We start from the raw sequence: 26,991 nt of genomic DNA, 5'->3' as shown, positions 1-26,991 counted from the left end.
CAGGCACGAGGTGCGTGGTGGATTTCCCTTCCCGTTTTGAAGTGATCGTCATCGGTGGCGGTCATGCCGGTACCGAGGCCGCACTTGCGTCGGCACGCATGGGTGTCAAAACCCTATTGCTGACGCACAACGTGGAAACGCTCGGTCAGATGAGCTGTAACCCGGCCATTGGCGGCATTGGCAAAAGTCATCTGGTCAAGGAAATCGACGCCCTTGGTGGTGCGATGGCAACGGCCACCGATAAAGGCGGCATCCAGTTCCGTGTATTGAACAGCCGCAAAGGGCCAGCAGTACGAGCCACTCGTGCTCAGGCAGACCGTGTCCTGTACAAGGCCGCCATTCGCGAAATCCTGGAAAACCAGCCGAACCTGTGGATATTTCAACAGGCCTGCGATGACCTGATCGTCGAGCAGGATCAGGTCCGTGGCGTTGTTACCCAAATGGGTCTGCGTTTCATGGCCGATTCCGTGGTCTTGACCACTGGTACGTTCCTGGGCGGACTTATCCACATCGGTATGCAGAACTATTCCGGTGGCCGTGCAGGAGATCCGCCGTCGATTGCCCTTGCAAAACGGTTACGTGAACTGCCGCTGCGCGTTGGTCGCCTGAAAACCGGTACGCCACCGCGTATCGATGGCCGTTCGGTCGATTTTTCGGTGATGACAGAACAACCTGGCGATACGCCTATACCGGTCATGTCGTTCCTGGGTTCCAAGGAGCAGCATCCAGAGCAAGTCAGTTGCTGGATCACGCATACCAATGCCCGGACCCACGAAATCATTGCCTCCAACCTTGATCGTTCACCCATGTATTCCGGTGTGATCGAAGGTATCGGCCCGCGCTACTGCCCTTCGATCGAAGACAAGATCCATCGCTTTGCCGACAAGGAAAGCCATCAGGTCTTCATCGAACCTGAAGGCTTGACCACTCACGAGCTGTATCCGAACGGAATTTCCACTTCGCTGCCATTCGATGTGCAGTTGCAGATCGTTCGTTCGATTCGCGGCATGGAGAATGCGCACATCGTCCGTCCTGGTTACGCCATCGAGTATGACTACTTCGATCCTCGGGACCTGAAATACAGCCTGGAAACCAAAGTCATCGGCGGCCTGTTTTTCGCTGGCCAGATCAACGGCACCACTGGCTACGAAGAAGCCGGTGCGCAAGGTCTGCTGGCCGGGACCAACGCTGCGCTTCGCGCCCAGGGCAAGGAAAGCTGGTGCCCGCGTCGTGATGAAGCGTACATCGGCGTACTGGTTGACGACCTGATTACACTCGGCACACAAGAGCCTTACCGGATGTTCACATCCCGTGCCGAATATCGTCTGATCCTGCGTGAAGACAACGCCGACCTGCGTCTGACCGAAAAAGGTCGTGAGCTGGGGCTAATCGACGACGCCCACTGGGCAGCGTTCTGCACCAAGCGTGAAAATATCGCGCTTGAAGAACAGCGTCTGAAAAGTACCTGGGTTCGACCTGGTACAGAGCAGGGCGATGCGATTGCCGCACACTTCGGCACGCCGCTGACTCACGAATACAATCTGCTCAACCTGCTGACTCGTCCGGAAGTCGATTATGCGAGCCTGATTTCCCTTACCGGCGAGGGCTGTAGCGACCCTCAAGTCACCGAGCAGGTCGAGATCAAGACCAAATACGCCGGTTACATCGAACGTCAGCAGGACGAAATTGCCCGTCTGCGGGCCAGTGAAGATACAAAACTGCCGGAAGACATCGACTACACGACGATTTCCGGTCTGTCGAAAGAGATTCAAGGCAAGCTGGGGATAACTCGTCCCGAGACCCTGGGACAGGCATCGCGGATTCCTGGCGTTACGCCGGCGGCGATTTCCCTGTTGATGATTCATTTGAAAAAACGCGGCGCGGGCCGTCAGTTGGAGTAAAGCGCTTGAGTTCTATGGTTACCCCGCAGCATGCTCAGGAATTATCCACAGGTGCCCGGGAACTGGGCGTGGATCTGAGCGAAAAGCAGCATGGCCAGTTACTGGCTTACCTTGAGCTGTTGATAAAGTGGAACAAAGCCTACAACCTGACGGCTGTGCGCAATCCGGACGAGATGGTTTCGCGTCATTTGCTCGACAGCCTGAGTGTCGTTCCTTTCATCGAAGGCCCACGCTGGCTGGACGTTGGTAGTGGTGGCGGGATGCCCGGTATTCCGTTGGCTATCATGTTCCCGGAGATGAAAGTTTCGCTTCTGGACAGCAATGGCAAGAAAACCCGGTTCCAGACTCAGGTCAAACTTGAGCTGAAACTCGACAACCTCGAAGTTATCCACAGCCGTGCAGAGGCTTATCAGCCAGATGCGCCGTTCACGGGAATTGTTTCCCGGGCGTTCAGCAGTCTGGAAGACTTTACTGGGTGGACGCGCCACATGGGCGACACCGATACACGTTGGCTGGCGATGAAAGGGCTGCATCCGACCGATGAACTGGTAGCATTGCCGCCAGATTTTCATCTCGATAGCGCACAAGCCTTGACCGTTCCAGGTTGCCAAGGCCAACGCCATCTGCTGATACTGCGCCGCACGGCATGACTGGGAACACAAGCAAGAATGGCTAAGGTATTCGCGATAGCGAACCAGAAAGGTGGTGTGGGTAAAACCACCACTTGTATCAACCTCGCAGCGTCACTGGTTGCAACCAAGCGCCGCGTGCTGTTGATCGATCTCGACCCTCAGGGCAACGCGACCATGGGTAGCGGTGTGGATAAACACACCCTGGAAAACTCGGTATACGACTTGCTGATCGGTGAATGCGATCTGGCCGAGGCGATACAGTTTTCCGAACATGGCGGTTATCAACTGCTGCCGGCCAACCGTGACCTTACGGCGGCCGAAGTGGTGTTGCTGGAAATGCAGATGAAGGAAAGCCGCTTGCGCAATGCGCTGGCGCCTATCCGGGAAAACTACGATTACATCCTCATTGACTGCCCACCGTCGCTGTCGATGCTGACCCTCAATGCCCTGGTGGCATCCGATGGGGTCATTATCCCCATGCAGTGCGAGTATTTTGCGCTCGAAGGTCTCAGCGACCTTGTGGATAACATCAAGCGCATCGCAGAACTGCTCAACCCTCAACTGAAAATAGAAGGGTTGCTGCGCACGATGTACGACCCGCGCCTGAGCCTGATCAACGATGTTTCCGCGCAGCTCAAGGAACACTTTGGCGAACAGCTCTACGACACCGTGATCCCGCGCAACATCAGGCTCGCCGAAGCGCCGAGTTTTGGCATGCCGGTTCTGGCCTATGACAAGGCTTCCCGCGGTGCGCTGGCTTACCTGGCCCTGGCGGGTGAACTGGTACGTCGTCAACGTCGCAGCTCGAAAGCCGCGCAGCCAACCTAAGGAATTCCCATGGCCGTCAAGAAACGAGGTCTCGGACGTGGGTTGGACGCACTTCTGAGCAGTCCAACCGTCAGTTCTCTGGAAGAACAGGCCGTCAAGATCGATCAGCGCGAGCTGCAGCATGTGCCTCTGGATCTGATCCAGCGTGGCAAGTACCAGCCGCGTCGCGATATGGATCCCCAGGCGCTTGAAGAGCTTGCCCTGTCGATCAAGTCCCAGGGCGTCATGCAGCCGATCGTGATTCGTCCCATTGGTGACAATCGCTACGAGATCATTGCAGGTGAGCGTCGCTGGCGTGCCAGCCAGCAGGCAGGCGTAGAGACGATTCCGGCAATGGTCCGCGAAGTCTCGGATGAAAACGCCATCGCCATGGCGTTGATCGAGAACATCCAGCGCGAAGACCTCAACCCCATCGAAGAAGCGATGGCCCTGCAGCGGTTGCAGCAAGAGTTTCAACTGACTCAGCAGCAGGTCGCCGATGCAGTCGGCAAGTCACGAGTCAGTGTGGCCAACCTGCTGCGTCTGATTGCATTGCCTGAGGTCATCAAGACCATGCTGTCGCATGGTGATCTGGAAATGGGCCATGCCCGTGCATTGCTCGGTTTACCTGAAGAAAGGCAGATCGAGGGTGCGCGACATGTTGTCGCACGTGGCCTGACTGTGCGTCAGACCGAAGCGCTTGTCAGGCAGTGGCTCAGTGGCAAACCGGCTCCAGTGGAGGCGGTAAAAACAGATCCGGACATCAGTCGGCTGGAACAGCGCCTTGCCGAGCGGCTGGGCTCTGCGGTCCAGATCCGTCACGGACAGAAGGGAAAAGGGCAGTTAGTCATCCGTTATAACTCGCTGGATGAGTTGCAAGGTGTGCTTGCCCACATTCGCTGAAACAATTGCTCTGTAGCGTGTAGTCGGAAATCACTACCTTACGGTTGAATAGGGGCTTAACCGCCCCTATACTCTGCGCGCATTTTGTCGGCACAAATTATGCCAAGTTATTGCTTATGGCGACCGACATTCAAGGAGCAGTTGCGATGGAATCACGCATGCCAGACCGCTTGCCGTTCCATCGACTAGCGGTTTTTCCGGTATTGCTGGCTCAATTGATTGTCCTGCTGCTGGCCGCTTTTGCGCTTTGGCAGTTGAAAGGAGTCGTAGCGGGATATTCTGGGCTGTGCGGTGGCCTGATAGCCTGGCTGCCCAATTTGTACTTTGCTCACAAGGCTTTCCGGTTTTCCGGGGCTAGAGCAGCGCAAGCCATCGTCCGGTCATTTTATGCCGGCGAGGCAGGCAAACTGATTTTTACGGCAGTGCTTTTTGCACTGACGTTCGCAGGTGTGAAGCCATTGGCGCCGCTAGCTGTATTCGGCGTGTTCATGTTGATCCAGGTGGTCAACTGGTTCGCTCCCCTGCTAATGAGAACAAGACTTTCGAGACCTTAGGGCGTTTGAGGCAAAAATGGCAGAGCAAACAGCTTCGGGCTATATCCAGCACCACTTGCAGAACCTGACTTTCGGTCAGCTACCCAACGGCAGCTGGGGCTTTGCCCACACCGCAGCAGAAGCAAAAGAAATGGGCTTTTGGGCTTTCCACGTCGATACCCTCGGCTGGTCGGTCGCACTGGGCCTTATTTTCGTTCTTATTTTCCGCATGGCGGCCAAGAAGGTAACTTCCGGTCAGCCTGGCGCTCTGCAGAACTTCGTCGAAGTGCTGGTCGAGTTCGTCGATGGCAGCGTGCGTGACAGCTTCCACGGCCGTAGCGCCGTGATCGCTCCACTGGCTCTGACCATTTTCGTCTGGGTGTTCCTGATGAACGCCGTCGACCTGGTTCCTGTCGACTGGATTCCTCAGCTGGCGATGCTGATCTCGGGCGATGAGCACATTCCTTTCCGTGCTGTTCCGACCACTGACCCAAATGCCACTCTGGGCATGGCTCTGTCGGTCTTCGCACTGATCATTTTCTACAGCATCAAGGTCAAGGGCATCGGTGGTTTCATCGGCGAACTGACCCTTCACCCGTTCGGCAGCAAGAACATCTTCGTTCAGGCGCTGCTGATTCCGGTGAACTTCCTGCTTGAATTCGTGACCCTGGTAGCCAAGCCGATTTCGCTGGCACTGCGTCTGTTCGGCAACATGTACGCTGGCGAGCTGGTATTCATCCTGATCGCGGTCATGTTCGGCAGTGGCCTGCTCTGGCTCAGTGGCCTGGGTGTGGTGCTGCAATGGGCGTGGGCTGTATTCCACATCCTGATCATCACCCTGCAAGCGTTCATCTTCATGATGCTGACCATCGTTTACCTGTCGATGGCTCACGAAGATAACCATTAAGATTCGCCATTCGGTGCATCTGATGACCCTCTTGCCATTGGTGAGAGGGAGCCGCAAGCGGGAGACCGCAAGGGCTGATGTAACAAACGATTTTGTTTTACCGCTTTAATCTAAGAAAACCTAACCAATACGACGTAAAAGTCGGGAGGAAAGATGGAAACTGTAGTTGGTCTAACCGCTATCGCTGTTGCACTGTTGATCGGCCTGGGCGCACTGGGTACTGCAATCGGTTTCGGCCTGTTGGGCGGTAAGTTCCTGGAAGGCGCTGCGCGTCAACCAGAAATGGTTCCAATGCTGCAAGTTAAAATGTTCATCGTTGCGGGCCTGCTCGACGCCGTTACCATGATCGGTGTTGGTATCGCTCTGTTCTTCACCTTCGCGAACCCCTTCGTTGGTCAACTCGCTGGCTAATCGCTCGATTTTTCGAGTTGATTGGTGTGATGGACAACGAACGAGCGAGGTGTTGGCGTGAATATTAATGCAACCCTGATTGGCCAGTCCGTTGCGTTCTTCATCTTTGTGCTGTTCTGCATGAAGTTCGTGTGGCCTCCGGTCATCGCGGCTTTGCACGAACGTCAGAAGAAGATCGCGGATGGACTGGACGCTGCTACACGAGCAGCTCGCGACCTGGAGCTGGCCCAAGACAAAGTGGGTCAACAACTGCGCGAAGCTAAAGCTCAAGCAGCTGAAATCATTGAGCAGGCCAAGAAACGCGGTACTCAGATTGTCGACGAAGCCCGTGAACAGGCTCGCGTTGAAGCTGACCGTGTGAAGGCTCAGGCTCAGGCCGAGATCGAGCAGGAACTGAACAGTGTCAAAGACGCTCTGCGCGCCCAGTTGGGTAGCCTGGCAGTCAATGGCGCCGAGAAGATCCTGGGTGCCACAATCGATCAAAACGCGCACGCGGAGCTGGTTAACAAACTGGCTGCTGAAATTTAAGCGAGGGCGATCATGGCAGAACTGACCACGTTGGCCCGACCTTACGCTAAGGCGGCCTTCGAGCACGCGCAGGCCCACCAGCAACTGGCCAATTGGTCAGCCATGCTCGGCCTGGCTGCTGCGGTGTCGCAAGACGACACCATGCAGAGCCTGCTCAAGGCCCCGCGACTGACGAGCGCACAGAAGGCCACCACTTTTATTGAAGTGTGTGGCGACAAGTTCGATGCCAAGGCACAGAATTTCATCCATGTCGTTGCTGAAAACGACCGTCTCCCGCTTCTGCCGGAGATCGCCGAACTGTTCGACCTGTACAAGGCCGAGCAGGAAAAATCGGTCGATGTGGATGTCACCAGTGCTTTTGCATTGAACCAAGAACAGCAAGACAAACTCGCCAAGGTTCTCAGTGCACGGCTCGGCCGGGAAGTGCGCCTGCATGCTGCGGAGGATGCCACCCTTATCGGTGGTGTCGTTATCCGCGCCGGCGACCTGGTTATCGATGGCTCAGTTCGCGGCAAGATCGCGCAACTAGCCGAAGCATTGAAATCTTGAGTTTGAAGGGGCAGCAGAGCAATGCAGCAACTCAATCCTTCCGAAATAAGTGAAATCATCAAGGGTCGCATCGAGAAGCTCGATGTAACCTCCCAAGCCCGTAACGAAGGCACCGTCGTCAGCGTGTCTGACGGTATCGTGCGGATTCACGGTCTGGCCGACGTAATGTACGGCGAAATGATCGAGTTTCCGGGCGGCGTCTACGGTATGGCGCTGAACCTTGAGCAAGACTCTGTCGGTGCCGTTGTACTGGGCGCCTACACGACTCTGGCTGAAGGCATGAGCGCCAAGTGTACTGGCCGCATCCTCGAAGTTCCGGTTGGTAAGGAACTGCTGGGTCGCGTAGTCGACGCACTGGGCAACCCTGTTGACGGTAAAGGTCCGCTGAACAACACCGAGACCGATGCGGTCGAGAAAGTTGCTCCAGGCGTGATCTGGCGTAAGTCGGTCGACCAGCCAGTGCAAACTGGTTACAAGGCCGTCGACGCAATGATTCCAGTCGGCCGTGGCCAGCGTGAGCTGATCATCGGTGACCGCCAGATCGGTAAAACCGCTATGGCGATCGACGCGATCATCAACCAGAAAAACAGCGGCATCTTCTGCGTCTACGTTGCAGTTGGTCAGAAACAATCGACCATCGCCAACGTTGTTCGCAAGCTCGAAGAAAACGGTGCACTGGCTAACACCATCATCGTTGCTGCAAGTGCTTCCGAATCCGCTGCGCTGCAATTCCTTGCACCGTACTCGGGTTGCACCATGGGCGAGTACTTCCGCGACCGCGGTGAAGACGCGCTGATCGTTTATGACGATCTGTCCAAGCAAGCAGTGGCTTACCGCCAGATTTCCCTGCTGCTGCGCCGTCCACCAGGCCGTGAAGCCTACCCGGGTGACGTGTTCTATCTCCACTCCCGTCTGCTGGAGCGCGCATCGCGTGTTTCCGAAGAGTACGTAGAGAAGTTCACCAACGGCGCAGTGACCGGCAAAACCGGTTCCCTGACTGCACTACCGATCATCGAAACCCAGGCTGGCGACGTTTCCGCGTTCGTTCCGACCAACGTGATTTCCATCACTGACGGTCAGATCTTCCTGGAATCGGCCATGTTCAACTCCGGCATCCGTCCGGCAGTGAACGCCGGTGTTTCGGTATCCCGTGTAGGTGGTGCCGCACAGACCAAGATCATCAAGAAGCTTTCCGGTGGTATCCGTACCGCTCTGGCTCAGTACCGTGAACTGGCAGCATTCGCCCAGTTCGCTTCTGACTTGGATGAAGCCACTCGCAAGCAGCTTGAGCATGGTCAGCGCGTTACCGAGCTGATGAAGCAGAAGCAATACGCGCCGATGTCTATCGCTGATATGTCGCTGTCCCTGTATGCCGCTGAACGTGGCTTCCTGGTGGATATCGAGATTCCAAAAATCGGCAGCTTCGAGCAGGCTCTGATTGCTTACTTCAACCGCGATCACGCCGACTTGATGGCGAAGATCAACGTGAAGGGTGACTTCAATGACGAAATCGACGCTGGCCTCAAAGCCGGTATCGAGAAGTTCAAAGCCACCCAAACCTGGTAAGCCGCAGCGGGAGCCGAAAGGTTCCCGCTTGCTAACCTGATAGGTGTTACATGGCAGGCGCAAAAGAGATTCGCAGCAAGATTGCGAGCATCAAAAGCACGCAAAAGATCACCAGCGCCATGGAAAAAGTGGCGGTCAGCAAAATGCGCAAGGCTCAGTCGCGCATGGCTGCTAGCCGTCCTTACGCGGAGCGCATCCGTCAGGTGATTGGTCATCTTGCCAACGCCAACCCGGAGTATCGCCACCCGTTCATGATCGAGCGCGAAGTAAAGCGTGTCGGTTATGTCGTAGTGAGCAGTGACCGTGGTTTGTGCGGTGGCTTGAACACCAACCTGTTCAAGGCTTTGGTCAAGGACATGGCGGTAAACCGTGAAAACGGCGTAGAGATCGATCTGTGCGTGGTCGGCAGCAAAGGTGCGGCATTTTTCCGCAACTTCGGCGGTAACGTCGTCGCTGCGATCAGCCACCTGGGCGAAGAGCCGTCGATCAATGATCTGATCGGCAGCGTCAAGGTGATGCTGGATGCCTACCTGGATGGTCGAATTGATCGCCTGTCCGTGGTATCCAACAAGTTCATCAACACCATGACCCAGCAGCCAACGGTGGAGCAATTGATTCCGCTGGTGGCAACCCCGGATCAGAAACTCAAGCACCACTGGGACTATCTCTACGAACCCGATGCCAAAGAGCTGCTTGACGGCTTGATGGTTCGCTACGTTGAGTCGCAGGTGTACCAGGCGGTGGTCGAGAACAACGCTGCTGAACAAGCTGCGCGGATGATCGCGATGAAGAACGCCACAGACAACGCCGGTGATTTGATCAGCGATTTGCAGCTGATCTACAACAAGGCGCGTCAGGCAGCGATCACCCAAGAGATCTCGGAAATCGTCGGCGGCGCTGCCGCGGTTTAACGGTTCAAATATTAGAGGAACCAGCTAATGAGTAGCGGACGTATCGTTCAAATCATCGGCGCCGTGATCGACGTGGAATTCCCACGCGATAGCGTACCGAGTATCTATAACGCGCTGAGTGTAGAAGGCGCGCAAACCACTCTCGAAGTTCAGCAGCAGCTGGGCGACGGCGTGGTTCGTACCATTGCAATGGGTTCGACCGAAGGCTTGAAGCGCGGTCTGAACGTCAACGACAGCGGCACAGCCATCTCCGTACCAGTCGGTAAAGCGACTCTGGGCCGGATCATGGACGTCCTTGGCAACCCGATCGACGAAGCCGGTCCTATCGGTGAAGAAGAGCGTTGGGGCATTCACCGTCCTGCGCCGTCCTTCGCTGAACAGGCAGGTGGCAACGATCTGCTGGAAACAGGCATCAAGGTTATCGACCTGGTTTGCCCGTTCGCCAAGGGTGGTAAAGTCGGTCTGTTCGGTGGTGCCGGTGTAGGCAAAACCGTAAACATGATGGAACTGATCCGTAACATCGCCATCGAGCACAGCGGTTATTCCGTGTTCGCCGGTGTGGGTGAGCGTACTCGTGAGGGTAACGACTTCTACCACGAGATGAAGGACTCCAACGTTCTGGACAAAGTGGCACTGGTTTACGGTCAGATGAACGAGCCACCGGGAAACCGTCTGCGCGTTGCTCTGACTGGCCTGACCATGGCCGAGAAGTTCCGTGACGAAGGTAACGACGTTCTGCTGTTCGTCGACAACATCTATCGTTACACCCTGGCCGGTACCGAAGTATCCGCACTGCTGGGCCGTATGCCTTCCGCAGTAGGTTACCAACCGACCCTGGCTGAAGAGATGGGTACTCTGCAAGAGCGCATCACTTCCACCAAAAACGGTTCGATCACCTCGATCCAGGCGGTATACGTACCAGCGGACGACTTGACCGACCCGTCGCCAGCGACCACGTTCGCCCACTTGGACGCAACTGTCGTACTGTCCCGTGACATCGCTTCCCTGGGTATCTACCCAGCGGTAGATCCACTGGATTCGACTTCGCGCCAGCTGGACCCGAACGTCATCGGCCAGGAACACTACGACACCGCTCGCGGCGTTCAGTACGTGTTGCAGCGTTACAAAGAGCTGAAAGACATCATCGCGATCCTGGGTATGGACGAGCTGTCGGAAACCGACAAGCAGTTGGTAAACCGTGCTCGTAAGATCCAGCGCTTCCTGTCGCAGCCGTTCTTCGTGGCTGAAGTCTTCACTGGTGCATCGGGTAAATACGTTTCCCTGAAAGACACCATTGCTGGCTTCAAAGGCATCCTCAACGGTGACTACGACCACCTGCCAGAACAAGCGTTCTACATGGTCGGCGGTATCGAAGAAGCTATCGAGAAAGCCAAGAAACTGTAATCCCGGCGCCCGGCAACGGGCGCTAATCAGGTTGAGGCAAGCAAATGGCTATGACAGTCCATTGCGACATCGTCAGCGCGGAAGGAGAAATCTTCTCCGGTCTGGTCGAGATGGTGATTGCGCACGGTAACCTGGGTGATCTTGGTATCGCTCCAGGCCACGCGCCTCTGATCACCAATCTGGTACCGGGCCCGATCCGCTTGATCAAGCAGGGTGGGGAAGCCGAGGTGTTCTACATCTCCGGTGGTTTCCTCGAGGTTCAGCCGAACATGGTCAAGGTGCTTGCCGATACTGTGCAACGTGCTGCCGACCTGGACGAAGCTTCTGCTCAGGCCGCCGTCAAGGCTGCCGAGAAGGCCCTGAACGAAAAAGGCGCGGACTTCGATTACGGATCTGCGACTGCTCGTCTGGCCGAGGCTGCAGCTCAGCTGCGCACCGTTCAGCAAATTCGCAAGAAGTTCGGCGGCTAACCCCGCTGGTTTCAATGCGCGATTGAGTAAAAGGGTAGCCTCGGCTACCCTTTTTCTTTTTTCAGGATCAGCCCGTTCCGGGCTGGTTACCGCTCAGTTGGTAGTCCTCATGTCTCTCGATATCGTTATTCTTGCCGCTGGCCAAGGTACCCGGATGCGTTCGGCCTTGCCTAAAGTCCTGCACCCTGTAGCAGGTAATTCCATGCTTGGCCATGTTATCCACAGCGCACGACAGTTATCCCCAAACGGTATTCATGTAGTGATCGGCCATGGCGCCGATGCCGTGCGCGAACGTCTGGCGGCGGATGACCTGAATTTCGTCATGCAGGACAAGCAACTTGGTACTGGCCACGCAGTTGCCCAGGCAGTGCCTGAACTGAGCGCCGACACGGTGCTGATTCTTTACGGCGATGTACCGCTGATTGAAGTCCAGACCCTGCAGCGCTTGCTGGCTCTGGTCACACCCGAGCAGTTGGGCCTGCTTACCGTGACCCTGGACGATCCGACAGGCTACGGCCGTATCGTGCGCGACGAACAGAACCGGGTCTGTGCCATCGTCGAGCACAAGGATGCCAGCGAAGCTCAAAAAGCGATCAACGAAGGCAACACCGGTATTCTTGCGGTGCCCGGCAAACGCCTGGCTGACTGGCTTGGACGTTTGTCCAACAACAATGCCCAGGGCGAGTATTACCTGACGGATGTGATTGCCATGGCGGTCAGTGACGGGCTTGTGGTTGCCACGGAACAGCCCCACGACGCGATGGAAGTGCAGGGCGCCAATGACCGCAAGCAATTGGCGGAACTGGAGCGTCATTACCAGTTGCGTGAGGCCCGTCGTGTGATGGCTGCCGGCGTGACCCTGCGTGACCCGTCACGTTTCGACGTGCGCGGTGAAGTGACTGTCGGTCGTGATGTGCTGATCGATATCAACGTGATCCTTGAAGGTCGCGTGGTCATTGAAGATGACGTGGTCATCGGCCCGAACTGTGTCATCAAGGACAGCACCCTGCGCAAAGGCGTAGTGGTCAAAGCCAATAGCCATATCGAAGGTGCGATTCTGGGAGAGGGCAGTGATGCCGGCCCATTCGCCCGTCTGCGTCCAGGCAGCGTGCTGGGTGCCAAGGCCCATGTGGGTAACTTTGTCGAACTCAAGAATGCTCACCTCGGGGACGGCGCAAAAGCCGGGCACCTGACGTATCTGGGCGATGCCGAGATCGGAGCGAGAACCAATATCGGTGCAGGGACCATCACCTGTAACTACGATGGCGCCAACAAGCACAAGACCATTCTGGGCGAAGACGTATTCATCGGCTCCAATAACTCGCTGGTCGCGCCTGTGGATATCTCTTCAGGAGCCAGCACTGCCGCAGGTTCCACCATCACTCAGGACATTCCGGCCGAACAGTTGGGCGTTGCTCGCGCACGCCAGCGCAACATAGAAGGCTGGAAGCGTCCGGTGAAGGTCAAGAAACCATAAGGTTATCCACAGGAGTGCATTTATTCGCGAAACAACTCCATTCGCGAATGAATTCGCTCCTACGGGTTGACCATCTTCCGATAATAGGGTTTTATTGCTTTCGTTATCTTTTGAATCGAAACTTAAAGCCAAAATGTCGAAACGCAATACACCTCAACGTCGCCATAATATCCTCGCCTTGCTCAATGAGCAGGGCGAAGTCAGTGTCGATGATCTGGCCAGGCATTTTGAAACTTCAGAAGTTACGATCCGAAAGGATCTGGCTGCTCTTGAAAGCAACGGTCTGTTGTTACGCCGCTACGGTGGCGCTATCACCTTGCCTCAGGAACTGATTGCCGAGAGCAGTCAGCCTGTTTCCAGATACAAGCAAGCCATTGCCCGTGCGGCAGTGTCGCGGATTCGCGAACATGCGCGGATCATTGTGGACAGTGGCAGCACCACTGCTGCGCTGATTCCCGAGCTTGGGAATCAGCCGGGTCTGGTCGTGATGACCAACTCCCTGAATGTGGCCCGCGCTCTGGCTGAGCTTGAGCATGAACCGGTGCTGTTGATGACCGGTGGAACCTGGGACCCGCACTCCGAATCCTTTCAGGGACAGGTAGCCGAGCAGGTTCTGCGCTCCTACGATTTCGATCAATTGTTCATCGGTGCTGATGGCATCGATCTGGTTCGAGGTACCACAACCTTCAATGAGTTGCTGGGCCTGAGTCGGGTCATGGCTGAAGTCGCCCGCGAAGTGATCGTCATGGTTGAAGCCGATAAAGTCGGTCGCAAGATTCCCAATCTGGAACTGCCCTGGAGCAGTATCCATACCCTTATTACAGATGAGCGCCTGCCCGACGAGGCACGCGAACAGATAAAAGCCCGCGGCATTACCCTGATTTGTGCCGCTGTCAGCTAGGAGAGAACCATGTGTGGAATTGTCGGCGCCGTTGCTGAACGTAGTATCACAGCCATTCTGCTGGAAGGGCTAAAACGTCTTGAATACCGTGGTTATGACAGCGCAGGTGTAGCCGTTTTCAGCAATGAAGGCACCCTTGAGCGTCGTCGCCGTTCGGGCAAGGTCAGTGAGTTGGAGCAAGCACTTGCAGGCGAGCCTCTGAACGGTCGCCTGGGTATCGCTCACACTCGTTGGGCCACCCACGGTGCGCCTTGCGAGCGTAATGCACACCCGCACTTTTCAGCTGACGAACTGGCAGTTGTCCACAACGGCATCATCGAAAACCATGAAGCCCTGCGCGAGCGCCTCAAAGGCCTGGGTTACGTATTCGTTTCCGATACCGACACTGAAGTCATCGTCCACTTGCTGCACCACAAGCTCAAGGACACCCCTGATCTGGCCGACGCCCTGAAAGCGGCAGTCAAGGAACTGCACGGTGCTTATGGCCTGGCGGTTATCAGCGCCAAACAACCGGATCGTCTGCTGGCTGCTCGCAGCGGCAGCCCGCTGGTGATTGGCCTGGGCCTTGGTGAAAACTTCCTGGCATCGGACCAGTTGGCATTGCGTCAGGTAACCGACCGCTTCGTGTATCTGGAAGAAGGCGATATCGCAGAGATCCGTCGCGACAGCGTGCAGATCTGGACTGTGGATGGTTTTCCGGTGGTCCGTGAAACCGTGCAATACCACGAAGGTGCCGAAGCGGCCGACAAGGGCGAATATCGCCACTTCATGCTCAAGGAAATCCACGAGCAGCCCAAGGTTGTGCAGCGCACGCTGGAAGGCCGTCTGGGTCAGCAACAAGTGCTGGTTCATGCTTTTGGCCCGCAAGCTGCCGAACTGTTCGCCAAGGTCCGCAATGTCCAGATCGTGGCCTGTGGCACCAGCTATCATGCCGGTATGGTTGCGCGTTACTGGCTCGAAGGTCTGGCCGGCATTCCTTGCCAGGTCGAAGTGGCCAGCGAGTTCCGCTATCGCAAGGTTGTGGTCCAACCGGACACCCTGTTCGTTTCGATTTCCCAGTCTGGCGAAACAGCCGACACCCTGGCCGCACTGCGTAACGCCAAGGAACTGGGCTTCCTGGCAAGCCTGGCGATCTGCAACGTCGGCATCAGCTCGCTGGTCCGCGAGTCGGATCTGACCCTGCTGACTCAGGCCGGTCCTGAAATCGGTGTGGCCTCCACCAAGGCATTCACCACCCAACTGGTTGCCCTGCTGTTGCTGACCCTGTCCCTTGGGCAAGTCAAAGGCACACTGGATGAAGGTGTCGAAGCCGAACTGGTCGAAGAACTGCGTCGCCTGCCGACCCGTCTGGGTGAGGCACTGGCCATGGACAGCACCGTCGAGAAAGTCGCCGAGCTATTTGCCGAGAAGCACCACACCCTGTTCCTGGGCCGTGGCGCGCAGTTCCCGGTAGCGATGGAAGGAGCCCTCAAGCTCAAGGAAATCTCGTACATCCACGCCGAAGCCTACCCGGCCGGCGAACTCAAGCACGGTCCATTGGCGCTTGTGGATAACGACATGCCGGTCGTTACCGTCGCGCCCAACAACGAATTGCTGGAAAAACTCAAATCCAACCTCCAGGAAGTCCGCGCACGCGGCGGTGAACTGGTGGTGTTCGCTGACGAGCAAGCCGGCATGAAAAACGGCGAAGGCACCCACGTCATCGTCATGCCACACATCATCGATGCCCTGGCCCCGATCCTCTACACCATCCCGCTGCAATTGCTCTCGTACTACGTGGCAGTGTTGAAAGGTACGGACGTTGATCAGCCGCGGAATCTGGCGAAGTCTGTGACTGTGGAGTGAGTTATCCACAGATGGTAAAACCATGATGGGTCCACAGCAATAAAACCGTCACAGCCTGGAAGCTCTTTTATAGAGTTTCCAGGCTAAGACCCACAGAGTTGATACACCCCAAGAGTTATCCCCAATCACTCCTCCAGCGGGTGTCGCTGACAGCCGTGTCTTCCATCTCACCATACAAGGTGCGACTCACTGATTCTCAGTGAACCGCCTTCCTGAGACTTTTACTTCTATACAACCCCGGTGGGCAGCCAAACCAGCGATTACAGGCTTTGTGAAAACTGCTGCTGTCGCGAAAGCTCAGTTTTTCAGCGATGGAGATTATCGTCGCCTCTGTAAAGCAAAGAAGCTGGTCCGCCAGTTCCCGTCGGCACTCATCCAGAAGGTTTTGAAAGCCCGTAGACTCATCATCGAGTCGGTTTTGAAGCGTTCGTGTACTTAAGTTCATTTTGAGCGCCACTTGGGCCAATGACATCAAGTTACCCGAAGATAAGGAGACAAAAATATGGTTTCTGACAATGGGGGAAATTCTATATTGGCGCAGAGAAAGCTCTTCATTCGTGTAATTCAAATGATGTATTTTCAATGCCGGATTGGCGGTGCTCAAGGGGCGCGCGCAGTCGGTCAGGGAGTAGCTTATTCTGTTGATGTCGCTGGAGAACGTTAAGTTGTTTCCAAAAAAAGACTCCAGCATTGTGCAGTCTTCCGGTTGCTTGTAACTGAAGGCTGCTGCCACAGGGATGGGTTTGTCCCACGGCAATAACCAATGCGTCAAAGCCACCTGTGTGGACAGACAGCAGTCAATGTACTGTCTGTTAACGTTGACCGATTCCAGGCGAAGAAACTCAATGGTCAGGGTCTCTGCGTCTTCAGTTACGGAGACAGGCATACCATCTGATAGCAGGACGGAGTATTGCCCCATCGTCTTTAGCGCTTCGCCCAGGGTTGAGCTGGACATGATTGCGTACAGCTGTGAGTTCAACTGGCCGGGCTGGAATAAACCGTAGGAATACAATCCTGTCTCGGGATCACCGGATTCTTCAGTGATTGCCGCAACCAGGCGGGATGCCTCTGTTACTTTGAGCCTTGACCCCTCCTGAACGCTCATCTCTACGTCCGAATAAAATCGTTGGAACTCCATGGATGGCGCAGACAGGGTGGTAGCCAGGCGTAGGATTACCTGGGCACAAGAGGCAGCGAGAGTAGGCATAGCGAGCTTCTAAGTGAAATCTTTAGTGAGAATGCCAAACATGAAAGATCATGCCAAGCCTTGCTCGATCAACATTGTTGAAATGAGTGATTGAAGAAAGAATTTTAGAATTATCATCCTATTTTACAGGCGTCTGGAGTTGTGGCGCGCACACTGTTTTTAGCGTTCGTGGACACAGCGCCGTGATGAATGAAGTGTTAAGTTTTCTGGCGTGTCTGGAGTCTGCGGACACTGAAATTTGTATTCAGGGACACTATGATTCCTCGGCGAATGTGCTGAAATGCACCCCGTCGATGCCGGGTGAGCCGCTCACGGAACTATGAAAGTATTAAAGTTCGGCAATGGAAAGTGTGACGCTTTAATGTCATGAAAAAACCTGAGTATTGACCCGGTTTTAATCGTGATCGAAGAGTTTAAGCAAACAGCGTCCATTGGGCGAATGGGAGCTTTGCACTTCTCCCCTTTGCCTGCCTGCGTTCAGCTCTCTGTCTGACCATGTACTAAATAACCCAATAGCAGTCTGCTGACTTATTGATTGGCAGGCCTGATGCGAGCCCATCATGAACCTTCGTAGTTTTAAAATCGCGACACGTAGTCTTATCTGTTTTGGCGTTCTTGCGGCGCTTGTCGCCGGGCTGGGACTTTTTGGTTTACTCCAGCTTTCCGATATTCGTAAGCAAGGCATACGGATGGAGACGAATGATGTGCCCAGCATCGTTGAAGCTGACAATATCGCCTTGAAACTTGCCCGTACCCGCATCGAATCATTACGCCTGCTGGCTATCCCCGATGCGGCCACTCTGGCGACGACGCGCAAGAAAATCGAAGAACTGAGCGTTGAGGTCAAGGCAGGTCTGGATCGCTACCAACAGTTGCTGGACTCCGATGCAGAGCGCCAGGCCGTGGACACTCTGCGCCAGATTCATCGTGATTATTTGCGTGATGCCAACCAGGTAGCTGACCTGATCACTGCCGGCCAAATCGAGAATGCCCGCAAGATCATGCAGACGAGCATGGCGCAACTCGGCATTCAGATGAACGAACGCACCGCAACGCTGAGCAAAATCAATCAGGCCAGTATTCAGGCATCTTCCGAGGAGTCAGGTGCTGCTTACAGTCAGGCCAAATCCATCACCTGGATCGCAATCCTGACTGCGCTCGGCATGACTCTTTTGCTGGCCTGGCGTCTGACACTCAGCCTTGTGCGTCCCATCTCCCAGGCCGTTGCCGCCGCGAGCAAGATTGCCGATGGCGACCTCACCCAGCGTCTGGATATCCACGGCCACGATGAAGCTGCGCAGCTTTTGCAGGCGATGCATCAGATGCAAGGCCAGTTGCGCGACACGCTGGAGCATATCGGTCAGTCTGCGACCCAGCTTGCCTCTGCCGCCGAAGAGATGACCACGGTCATGCAGGAAAGCGCTCAGGGCCTGCAACAGCAGAACAGTGAGATCGAGATGGCGGCTACTGCCGTGACCGAAATGAGCCAGGCGGTGGATGAGGTTGCAGGCAACGCGACGACCACGTCGGCCGAGTCGCGTCAGGCAGCGGAGTCGGCACGTCAGGGGCAGCGCCAGTTGGGCGATACCCTTGGGGCTATCGAGGTGCTGACAGAAAATGTCCTCGGTGCCAGCACTCAGGCCCGGCAACTGGCAGAGCAGACCCGCAATATCAGCCAGGTACTGGACGTGATCCGCTCTGTGGCCGATCAGACCAACCTGTTGGCGCTCAATGCTGCTATCGAGGCGGCACGTGCCGGCGATGCAGGTCGTGGCTTTGCCGTTGTCGCCGATGAGGTGCGGGCGTTGGCTCAGCGTACTGGCGAATCCACTCGTGAGATTGAAACCATGATCGGCAGCATCCAGCAAGGCACCGGCCAGACCGTTGAAGCCTTGTTGACCAGCGCCGATCAGGCACAGCAGACCCGGGAACAGGCTCAGGCCGCCAGCACTGCGCTGGAAGCCATTGCCCAGTCCGTCAACGGGATCGATGAGCGCAACCTCGTGATTGCCAGCGCCGCCGAGGAGCAGGCTCAGGTTGCCCGTGAGATTGATCACAACCTGGTGCGCATTCGCGACCTGTCGGTACAGACCGCTACCGGAGCCGAGCAGACTCGCACCGCCAGCCAGCAACTGTCCGAACTTGCTGTGGGGTTGAATGGCCAGCTACGGCGTTTTCGTACCAAGGCCGTCGCTATCTAAAGGGGCGGACGAGGTTCACCCCTGATATCGCAACGCCTCGACTACCAAAGAAAACGCACATGAAGAGTACTGGCGATTCGGGTAATAGAGGTGATAACCGGGGCAGGTCGGGCACCAGTCGTCCAGGACGTTAATCAGTTTTCCTTCGGCGATGAATTGCTCGACCCGGTCTTCTGGCAGGTACGCAAGCCCGAGCCCGGCCAGTACCGCGTCCAGTCGCAGGGCCACGCTGTTGAAGGTCAGTTGCCCGCCAACCTTGACCTTGAGTTCCTGGTCATCTTTGGCGAAGTCCCAGGCAAAGAGGTCGCCGTGGGTAGGAAAGCGGATATTGATGCAGTTATGGGCCGTCAGGTCTTGAGGTACCTGCGGTCGTGGGTGTTTTGCAAAGTAAGACGGTGCTCCGACAACAACCCAGCGCAGGTCAGGGCTCATTCTGACTGCAATCATGTCCTTGGCGACCCGGTCACCGAGTCGTACGCCCATGTCATAGCGCTCGGCAACGATATCGACCAGGCCGGAATCGATGTTCACCTCGACGTTGATCTGCGGATATTGGGGAAGAAGCTTTATCAGCGCCGGCGAGATGATGGTGATCGAGGCGTGTTCGCTGGCCGTGATGCGGACAGTGCCGACCGGGTTCTCGCGATCTTCCGTCAGGATTGCCAGCTCGGACTCTATTTCCTCGAAGCGTGGCTTCACCGTGCGCAACAGACGTTCGCCTGCTTCGGTCGGTGAGACGCTGCGGGTCGTACGGGTCAGCAGGCGCAGGCCAAGCCGTGCTTCAAGATTGCGGATGGTATGGCTGAGGGCCGATTGAGATACGCCCAGCTTTGCAGCGGCTCTGGTGAAGCTGCGCTCGGTTGCGACAACGGTAAAAGCAGATAGATCGTTGAAGCTTTCCGGTGGCATTCAGTAATCCGTTTTATCGGGAGCGCAAAAAGAGTGAGGAGCCTTGTATCACCTCGAATGTAGGGAAGGTAAACCAGTCGCTTGAGCAGGACTATGTGGTTCCGGCGAATACAGTCATGAGATTTACTCATGAATCTGCGACAGCCCGTTTGCAGGACGACCCAATCCCCTTGAACCGTTGCAGTTTCATGGGCCGGTAACGCCCTTCTTGACGGTTGTTCCGAGCAAATTTTTTCCTTGCCCTTTGGCCGTCATATTCGGCATAACATGCCACTATTCTCACCATCAGATGCCCACCCATGATCAAAGCCAGTCTCCGTAGTCACCTGACCTTATGGTGTGCGGGCTTGTCGTTATTCACGCTCTTGAGTGTCGGCTTCTATGTCGGGCATATCGCTACCGAACAGATGAAACAGGCGAGTGCCAATACTTCATTAAGTACCGCCAAATCGGCTGCTGCATTGCTGGGCGCGCAGCTCTATGAGCGGCAACTGGAAATGCACCTGCTCAGCCAGGAATCCCATTTGATGAGCGGCAATCTGGACGACCCGGCTATCCTGCGGTCGATGGAGCTGCGCAGCCAGTCCCATTCCGAATATGCCTGGATGGGCGTTGCCGATACACAAGGGCGGGTGAGGCAGGCCGTGAATGGGCTTCTGGTCAACCTATCGGTCAAGGAACGCCCCTGGTTCAAGGCGGGTCTGCAAGGTTCCTACACCGGCGACCCTCATGAGGCGGTCTTGCTGGCCAAGTTACTGCCCAACCCCAGTGGCGAACCTCTGCGCTTCATCGATTTTGCCTCGCCCATCCGTAATGCCGATGGCGCGGTGGTAGGGGTGCTGAGCGCCCATGCGCACTGGAGCTGGATGGCCAGGATTGTCGAGGCGGCAGTCTTGCGCGAAGACATGCTGAACAATATCGAAGTGCTGATTGTCGATCATGCGGGTGATGTCCTTTATCCACAGCAGCGTGTCGGAGAAAAACACCCTGAACTGCTTCAGTCACCGGAGCCGGGATGGTTTGTGGGCGATGGTTTTCTGACCAGCGTTGTAAAAGTGCCAACCCCGACGATTTCAGGGCTGGCCTGGTATGTTGCGGTTCGCCAGCCCTTGGCTCAGGCTCTGCAACCCGCACATAGCTTGTTTTACAGGTTGCTCGTGCTGGGCTTTATTGCCGCCGTCGCCTTTGGATTGGCGGCTTACTATCTGGCGCTGTACCTCAGTCGGCCGATCGAGCAACTGGCAAAGTCAGCCAGGCAGGTACAGGATCAGCAGCCAGACGTGGTTTTCCCTCTCAGCCATCCCGTGCTGGAAATTGCTCAGCTCGGCCAGTCGATACAGAACATGACTCAGTCCTTGCTGGGCAAGGAGCGCGAACTGCAGGATGCCAACAGTTCGCTGGAAGTCACGGTTGCGCAACGTACGGCAGCCCTCACCGAAGCCAATGCCGAGTTGCTGAAACTGGCGACTCACGATGCGCTGACGGGGGTGTATAACCGGCGTCTGTTCGATGAAAAACTGATCGAGTGCAGCCAGCGCTTTGTACTGACCGGACGCCCGTTCGCCTTGCTGTTCATCGATGCCGACCACTTCAAGCGGATCAATGACACTTATGGCCATGCCATCGGTGATGAGGTCCTGTACCAACTGGCTCAACTCATTGAGAAGAACACTCGCTCCACAGACTTCGTTGCCCGCTACGGCGGCGAGGAGTTTGCGGTGCTGTTGCCGCAGTTCGATAATCAGGGCAGCCCGGACATTGTCGCCGAGAAGATCCGTGCCGCCATCGCCGATGCAGATTTTGCTCTGGTCGGGCAGGTCACTGTCAGCATCGGTATTGGCCTGTCCGAATCAACCGATGCCAATACGACGGCACTTATCAAGCGTGCGGATCAGCAGCTCTACCATGCGAAACTGGCGGGTCGAAACCGGGTTGCCCGCAATGCCAGCATGAATGATGTGCAGATATCCACATAGCACCAGCCGGTGAATTCACGCTGGCTTCTGTCTCCCGTATAGATGTCTGTTCAGTTTTACCTTGTTCAACCGATACACTGCCTTGCCGACTGTCATTTGAAGGTAATAAGACCTTCAAATGCTGACTTTGTTGGCGTGGAGGCGGGGCAATGTTTGCAGCGGTTAACGGGGTTCTGGAAAACATCAGTGTCAGATCAAAACTGACGCTGGGCTTTGGCATGGTGCTGGTACTGACGATATTGATTGCCTTGACTGGCTGGTCGGGGATCACATCGTTAAGTGAGCGCAGTGACAGAATTCTGGATATCGCCAAGCTGAACGAACTGGCCAGGGACATGCGTATCGCACGCTTGTCTTACACCATCACTTTCGATGCCGAACACGCCGCAGCAGTGGTCAAGATGCTGGACAGCCTTGATAGCCACCTTGCCCAAAGCCGCTCGGCCTTCAATTCGCCACACAATGTTCCACATATCGAATCGGCCAACGAGTCGGTGAAACGCTATCGGGCACACTTCAGCGACTTCACCCAGGCCATTCAGGCCCGTGAGGCGACCCGAGCGGTTTTTGGCAATCACTCCGATGCAGCGTTGGCCGAGCTGACAAAGCTTGAAGCCAGCGTTGCTTCCGGCGATCAGGCGCTGCGCGATGCTGTGGATAAAGAGCAGAGGCTGGTTCAGCAGGCGCGTTTCCAACTGCGCGGTTACACCTACAGCCTGAGGGCGGATCTTGAACAGCCTGCTAAAGAGGCTATCGATCAGGCGAGTGCCTACGCGAAAACACTCGGTCAGCTTATGCCTGGTGCCCAGGCCGACAGTGTGCAGCGACTTCAGGCTGCGCTGACGGCTTACCGCTCGGTCGTCGGGATGTTCAGTGATGCTCAGGCGTCGGCTAACAAGGCCCAGTCGGCGCTCAACGAAGATATCAAGGCCTTGTTCGTGGCCAGCAATCAGTTGGCGCAAAATCAGGCCGATCAGCGTGCTGCCGATGTTCTGAGTGCGCGCAATGTGTTGGGCAGTGCTGCGTTGGGTGCCTTGCTGCTTGGCATTCTGGCAGCCTGGGTCATCACCAGGTTGATCGTTGTCCCGCTGATGGAAACCCTGCGCAGTGCCGAGCTGGTTGCCAATGGCGACCTGAGTAACGATCTGAAAGTGGTGCGCCGTGATGAATTGGGCCTGTTGCAGAGCAGCATGCAGCGCATGACGCTTAATCTGCGTGAACTGATCGGCGGCTTGCGCGATGGTGTGGTACAGATTGCCAGTGCTGCCGAGCAGCTTTCGGCAGTTACCGAGCAGACCAGCACCGGCGTCAACAGCCAGAAAGTCGAAACCGATCAGGTGGCGACTGCCATGAACGAAATGACCGCTACCGTTCAGGAGGTGGCGCGCAATGCCGAGCAAGCTTCCGATGCAGCAGTCAACGCCACGCGAGAAGCCCGTGAAGGTGATAGCGTCGTGGGGCAGGCCATCGAACAGATCGAGCGACTGGCCAGCGAGGTCGGTAACTCCACTTCGGCAATGACGAGCCTCAAGCAGGAAAGCGACAAGATTGGCACTGTGCTCGATGTCATCAAGTCCGTGGCGCAACAGACCAACCTGCTGGCGCTCAACGCGGCCATTGAAGCAGCCCGTGCCGGTGAAGCCGGTCGGGGCTTTGCCGTGGTGGCCGATGAAGTGCGCAGCCTGGCGCAACGCACTCAGGCGTCGACCGAAGAAATCGAACAATTGATCATCGGGCTGCAAGGCGGTACGCAGCAGGTCTCCAGTATTCTCGAAAACAGCCGCTCGCTGACAGACAGCAGCGTCGATCTGGCTCGCCGCGCTGGTGTTTCTCTGGGCAGCATTACCCGTTCGGTGTCGGCCATTGAATCCATGAACCACCAGATTGCTGCTGCCGCCGAGCAACAGAGCGCTGTGGCTGAAGAGATCAATCGCAGCGTGATCAATGTGCGTGAAATCTCCGAGCAGACCTCGGCGGCCAGCGAAGAAACGGCTGCCTCCAGCGTCGAACTGGCACGCCTTGGTGGTTATCTGCAAACACTGGTGCGCAAGTTCAAGCTGTAATCCGCTCCACCTGTGGATAACTGGCTGTGGGTAACTTTACCCTCAGCGTTCCAGCACCAGTTCCACCCGCCGATTACTCGCGCGCCCCTGGGCAGTATGGTTGTCGCCCAGGGGCTGCGTGTCTGCATAGCCCACGGCCGCAAGCCGATTGCCTTTGATGCCGTTGCTCTGCAGGTAACGCACCACGCTGCCTGCGCGGGCGCTGGAGAGTTCCCAGTTGGAAGGGAATCGGGAATTGCGGATGTCCTGCGTGTCGGTGTGGCCCGTCACGATGACTTTGTGCGAGACGCTTTCGAGTACGGGAATCAGGTGTTGCAGAACCTTCAGGCCGCCCAGATTGAGGTCGGACTGGCCGGAAGGGAAAAGGATTTCACTGTTGATGCGAAAGCTGACCGTGCTTTCGTTGGTGACAACCTCAATGTCATCGCCCAGCTTGTCCAGAGGCAACTCCTTGAGCAGGTCATCGACACTGGGCGCAGGAGAGGGTGGTGGCGGCGGTTCGATTGCAGCGGGTTCGGTGATGGCTTCTGCCGTGGCTGAGGTCGCGACTGGCTCAGGAGCGGGCTCCGGTTCGGCAGGTATTTTTGTCGGGGCCACGAGCAGTAACTGGCCAGGCTGATCCGGCTGATGAACCTGTGTCAGGTTTTTAGTAATCACCAACGGGTTCAGGTCGGCGTCGGCTTACATTCAAAGAAAATCTATCGCCTTCAATGCCGTTGTTCGCGAATGAATTCGCTCCTACAGCGGTTATGTGGAAGCAAATTCGAGCCGCTGAAACCTGAAGCGCGCCTTGCCCCGCCTGCATTCCAGAAATTTTTTTAACCCGACTCCTGACTTTTTGATCAAGTTTGTGGTCGTGCAGGCCGATACGCCTATCGCGCAACTCTGCTGCTTAAAAAAATAAAACCTTCAGCTTTTGCATGGGCGCATCGAAAGAACATCACGGAGAGTTTATGAACAGCAGTTTTGCAAATATAAGCGTCAACATGAAGCTGGCTCTGGGGTTTGGCCTGGTTCTGATTTTTACCGCGTTGCTGGCCCTTGTCGGCTGGAACGGCCTCGACAAGCTGATCTATCGCACCGACAGAATCGGCGATATCACCGAGCTGGGTAACAAGCTGACGGTGCTGCGTGTGGCCCGTTTGCAGTACATGCTCGCCGATGGTGACGATACCGCTGCACAGAATGTTCAGACTCAACTGGATACTTTCAAGAACACTCGGCAGTCCATCCTGAAGAACTTCACCAACCCGGCGAATGCAAAGCTTCTGGAGCGCCTGGGCGATCAGCTCAATGCTTACGAAAAACTTCTGAACCAGATGCGCACGGCCTATCGCAACAGCGCCACTGTGCGTGCGGAAATGGGAGTAACGGCAGCCAGGGCGAGTGACCTCATTTCTGCGATCAATGAGTCCGTAGTCAAGATGGACGCTTCCGATCCTGCGCGTTCCGATCTGCTGCAACTGATTGCAAGCGCTCGTATGGACGTGCAACTGGTGCGTTACGAAGTGCGCGGCTATACCGGCAATACGACGGAAAAGACCGAGCAGGCAGCATTCCAGCAACTGGAGGCGAGCATCGCGGGTGTCGACAGACTCAAGGCTGCGTTCAATGCGACCCATGGCGACAAGGTCGCACAACTGGAAACAACCCTGCGCGCCTACAAGACCTCTGTACAGGGCTTCAAGGACGCGGACAGCGCCATCAATGCCACGCGCAAGGAAATGACTGCTCTTGGGGATGAGATCTTCAAAGTGGGCACCGAGCTTAACGCCATGCAAAAAACGCTGGTTGAGCGAGACACTTCCCAGGCCCGCAGCCTCCAGCTCATCGGTGCGCTGGTTGCTCTGCTGCTCGGTGTTTTTGCGGCCATCATCATTACTCGCCAGATCACCCGCCCATTGCAGGAAACCCTGGAAGTCGTGAACCGCATTGCTTCGGGCGACCTGAGCCACACCATGGTGGTGACTCGTCGCGACGAACTGGGCGTGCTGCAACAAGGCATCCAGCGCATGGGCACCACGCTGCGTGAGCTGATTACCGGAATTCGTGATGGCGTGACCCAGATTGCCAGCGCTGCCGAAGAGCTTTCAGCCGTGACCGAGCAGACCAGCGCCGGGGTCAACAGCCAGAAAGTCGAGACCGATCAGGTCGCGACGGCCATGCATGAAATGTCGGCAACGGTGCATGAAGTGGCGCGCAACGCCGAGCAAGCCTCGGTTGCAGCTTCGACTGCCGACCAGGAAGCTCGCGAAGGTGACAAGGTGGTGGGCGAAGCCATTCACCAGATCGAAAAACTGGCCGCTGAAGTATTGCGCTCCAGCGATGCCATGACGGTACTGGAGCAGGAAAGCGACAAGATCGGCAAGGTCATGGACGTGATCAAGGCGGTGGCCGAGCAGACCAACCTGCTGGCACTCAACGCGGCTATCGAAGCGGCGCGTGCCGGTGAGGCCGGGCGTGGTTTTGCGGTGGTGGCTGACGAGGTGCGTGGTCTGGCTCAACGTACCCAGCAATCGACTGAGGAAATCGAGACGTTGGTGGCAGGCCTGCAAAACGGCACCCGTCAGGTCTCCGATATCATGCTCGGCAGCCGCAGCCTGACCGACAGCAGCGTCGCTCTGACTCGCAAGGCTGGTACTTCTCTGGAAAGCATCACACGCACGGTCTCCAGCATTCAGGCCATGAACCAGCAGATCGCCGCCGCAGCCGAACAGCAGAGTTCGGTGGCTGACGAAATCAGCCGCAGCATCCTGAACGTTCGCGATGTGTCCGAGCAGACGGCCGAAGCCAGCGAAGAAACCGCAGCCTCCAGCGTAGAGCTGGCGCGCCTGGGCAACCAGTTGCAGATGATGGTGAGCCATTTCCGGGTGTAATAGGCAGGAGCGAA

23 protein-coding genes and 1 pseudogene are annotated in these 26,991 nt (G+C 56.4%); 21 read left to right on the top strand and 3 right to left on the bottom strand.

Features of this window, described 5'->3' with window-relative positions; genetic code table 11:
- The first annotated feature begins 17 nt into the window (after window positions 1-17).
- The 16 genes from mnmG to glmS all read left to right on the top strand — a co-directional run bounded on the left by mnmG (window position 18) and on the right by glmS (window position 15,745).
- Window positions 18-1,901 carry a tRNA uridine-5-carboxymethylaminomethyl(34) synthesis enzyme MnmG gene (gene mnmG / locus ACODS3_RS09420; protein WP_489034036.1) on the top strand — a complete coding sequence of 628 codons (1,884 nt, stop codon included), beginning with the start codon at window positions 18-20 and terminating at the stop codon, window positions 1,899-1,901.
- Window positions 1,902-1,906: 5 nt separating this feature from the next.
- Complete coding sequence (rsmG, locus tag ACODS3_RS09415; protein ID WP_201001374.1) at window positions 1,907-2,551, top strand: 16S rRNA (guanine(527)-N(7))-methyltransferase RsmG; 645 nt, start codon at window positions 1,907-1,909, stop codon at window positions 2,549-2,551.
- Window positions 2,552-2,569: 18 nt separating this feature from the next.
- Window positions 2,570-3,361 carry a ParA family protein gene (locus tag ACODS3_RS09410; protein ID WP_201001373.1) on the top strand — a complete coding sequence of 264 codons (792 nt, stop codon included), beginning with the start codon at window positions 2,570-2,572 and terminating at the stop codon, window positions 3,359-3,361.
- Between the two features lie 9 nt (window positions 3,362-3,370).
- A complete protein-coding gene (locus ACODS3_RS09405; RefSeq protein WP_201001371.1) occupies window positions 3,371-4,243 on the top strand; it encodes a ParB/RepB/Spo0J family partition protein in 873 nt (290 codons plus the stop codon).
- Between the two features lie 146 nt (window positions 4,244-4,389).
- A complete protein-coding gene (locus ACODS3_RS09400) occupies window positions 4,390-4,797 on the top strand; it encodes a F0F1 ATP synthase subunit I (protein WP_201019765.1) in 408 nt (135 codons plus the stop codon).
- A 16-nt stretch (window positions 4,798-4,813) separates the two neighbouring features.
- Window positions 4,814-5,683, top strand: coding sequence for a F0F1 ATP synthase subunit A (gene atpB, locus ACODS3_RS09395; RefSeq protein ID WP_201001369.1), 870 nt, complete (start codon window positions 4,814-4,816; stop codon window positions 5,681-5,683).
- Window positions 5,684-5,836: 153 nt separating this feature from the next.
- The gene (atpE, locus tag ACODS3_RS09390; RefSeq protein ID WP_002555987.1) at window positions 5,837-6,094 is read left to right on the top strand and encodes a F0F1 ATP synthase subunit C; all 258 of its coding nucleotides are present in this window, start codon (window positions 5,837-5,839) and stop codon (window positions 6,092-6,094) included.
- 57 nt (window positions 6,095-6,151) lie between these two features.
- Entirely contained in the window at window positions 6,152-6,622 is a 471-nt protein-coding gene (locus tag ACODS3_RS09385) for a F0F1 ATP synthase subunit B (RefSeq protein ID WP_025262618.1), read from the top strand.
- A gap of 12 nt (window positions 6,623-6,634) precedes the next feature.
- Window positions 6,635-7,171, top strand: a complete 537-nt coding sequence (locus tag ACODS3_RS09380; RefSeq protein ID WP_025262617.1) for a F0F1 ATP synthase subunit delta — start codon at window positions 6,635-6,637, stop codon at window positions 7,169-7,171.
- A 21-nt stretch (window positions 7,172-7,192) separates the two neighbouring features.
- Entirely contained in the window at window positions 7,193-8,737 is a 1,545-nt protein-coding gene (atpA, locus tag ACODS3_RS09375) for a F0F1 ATP synthase subunit alpha (RefSeq protein WP_201001368.1), read from the top strand.
- A gap of 50 nt (window positions 8,738-8,787) precedes the next feature.
- Complete coding sequence (gene atpG, locus ACODS3_RS09370) at window positions 8,788-9,648, top strand: F0F1 ATP synthase subunit gamma (protein WP_025262615.1); 861 nt, start codon at window positions 8,788-8,790, stop codon at window positions 9,646-9,648.
- A gap of 27 nt (window positions 9,649-9,675) precedes the next feature.
- Window positions 9,676-11,052, top strand: a complete 1,377-nt coding sequence (gene atpD, locus ACODS3_RS09365) for a F0F1 ATP synthase subunit beta (protein ID WP_201001367.1) — start codon at window positions 9,676-9,678, stop codon at window positions 11,050-11,052.
- A gap of 44 nt (window positions 11,053-11,096) precedes the next feature.
- Complete coding sequence (locus ACODS3_RS09360) at window positions 11,097-11,522, top strand: F0F1 ATP synthase subunit epsilon (protein ID WP_025262613.1); 426 nt, start codon at window positions 11,097-11,099, stop codon at window positions 11,520-11,522.
- A gap of 109 nt (window positions 11,523-11,631) precedes the next feature.
- Window positions 11,632-12,999: a bifunctional UDP-N-acetylglucosamine diphosphorylase/glucosamine-1-phosphate N-acetyltransferase GlmU gene (gene glmU, locus ACODS3_RS09355; protein ID WP_201001366.1), complete on the top strand. Its 1,368-nt coding sequence runs from the start codon at window positions 11,632-11,634 to the stop codon at window positions 12,997-12,999.
- Between the two features lie 133 nt (window positions 13,000-13,132).
- The gene (locus ACODS3_RS09350) at window positions 13,133-13,900 is read left to right on the top strand and encodes a DeoR/GlpR family DNA-binding transcription regulator (protein WP_201001365.1); all 768 of its coding nucleotides are present in this window, start codon (window positions 13,133-13,135) and stop codon (window positions 13,898-13,900) included.
- A gap of 9 nt (window positions 13,901-13,909) precedes the next feature.
- Entirely contained in the window at window positions 13,910-15,745 is a 1,836-nt protein-coding gene (gene glmS / locus ACODS3_RS09345; RefSeq protein ID WP_489034035.1) for a glutamine--fructose-6-phosphate transaminase (isomerizing), read from the top strand.
- A gap of 196 nt (window positions 15,746-15,941) precedes the next feature.
- Here the strand turns inward: glmS and ACODS3_RS09340 are convergent, their stop codons facing one another.
- Window positions 15,942-16,850: an AraC family transcriptional regulator gene (locus ACODS3_RS09340; RefSeq protein ID WP_304574208.1), complete on the bottom strand. Its 909-nt coding sequence runs from the start codon at window positions 16,848-16,850 to the stop codon at window positions 15,942-15,944.
- A 662-nt stretch (window positions 16,851-17,512) separates the two neighbouring features.
- Here ACODS3_RS09340 and ACODS3_RS09335 point away from each other — a divergent pair.
- Window positions 17,513-19,153: a methyl-accepting chemotaxis protein gene (locus ACODS3_RS09335; protein ID WP_201019762.1), complete on the top strand. Its 1,641-nt coding sequence runs from the start codon at window positions 17,513-17,515 to the stop codon at window positions 19,151-19,153.
- 15 nt (window positions 19,154-19,168) lie between these two features.
- Here the strand turns inward: ACODS3_RS09335 and ACODS3_RS09330 are convergent, their stop codons facing one another.
- Window positions 19,169-20,062 (bottom strand): LysR family transcriptional regulator, encoded by an 894-nt coding sequence (locus ACODS3_RS09330; protein ID WP_489034034.1) that lies wholly within the window; start codon window positions 20,060-20,062, stop codon window positions 19,169-19,171.
- A gap of 299 nt (window positions 20,063-20,361) precedes the next feature.
- Here ACODS3_RS09330 and ACODS3_RS09325 point away from each other — a divergent pair, with 299 nt between their 5' ends.
- Window positions 20,362-22,038 carry a sensor domain-containing diguanylate cyclase gene (locus ACODS3_RS09325; protein WP_201019760.1) on the top strand — a complete coding sequence of 559 codons (1,677 nt, stop codon included), beginning with the start codon at window positions 20,362-20,364 and terminating at the stop codon, window positions 22,036-22,038.
- A gap of 149 nt (window positions 22,039-22,187) precedes the next feature.
- The gene (locus ACODS3_RS09320; protein ID WP_489034033.1) at window positions 22,188-24,101 is read left to right on the top strand and encodes a HAMP domain-containing methyl-accepting chemotaxis protein; all 1,914 of its coding nucleotides are present in this window, start codon (window positions 22,188-22,190) and stop codon (window positions 24,099-24,101) included.
- Between the two features lie 42 nt (window positions 24,102-24,143).
- Here ACODS3_RS09320 and ACODS3_RS09315 read toward each other — a convergent pair whose 3' ends face one another.
- The gene (locus tag ACODS3_RS09315; RefSeq protein WP_489034032.1) at window positions 24,144-24,758 is read right to left on the bottom strand and encodes an OmpA/MotB family protein; all 615 of its coding nucleotides are present in this window, start codon (window positions 24,756-24,758) and stop codon (window positions 24,144-24,146) included.
- Between the two features lie 263 nt (window positions 24,759-25,021).
- Between ACODS3_RS09315 and ACODS3_RS09310 the strand changes: the two are divergent.
- Window positions 25,022-26,074, top strand: a pseudogene (locus ACODS3_RS09310) (methyl-accepting chemotaxis protein); the annotation flags it as partial.
- Window positions 26,060-26,977 carry a methyl-accepting chemotaxis protein gene (locus ACODS3_RS09305; protein ID WP_445177110.1) on the top strand — a complete coding sequence of 306 codons (918 nt, stop codon included), beginning with the start codon at window positions 26,060-26,062 and terminating at the stop codon, window positions 26,975-26,977. The pseudogene ACODS3_RS09310 and the gene ACODS3_RS09305, both read left to right, overlap by 15 nt.
- Window positions 26,978-26,991: the final 14 nt, after the last annotated feature.

Source organism: Pseudomonas sp. FG43 (genome assembly GCF_057809175.1).
This window is presented reverse-complemented; position numbering and strand designations above follow the sequence as displayed.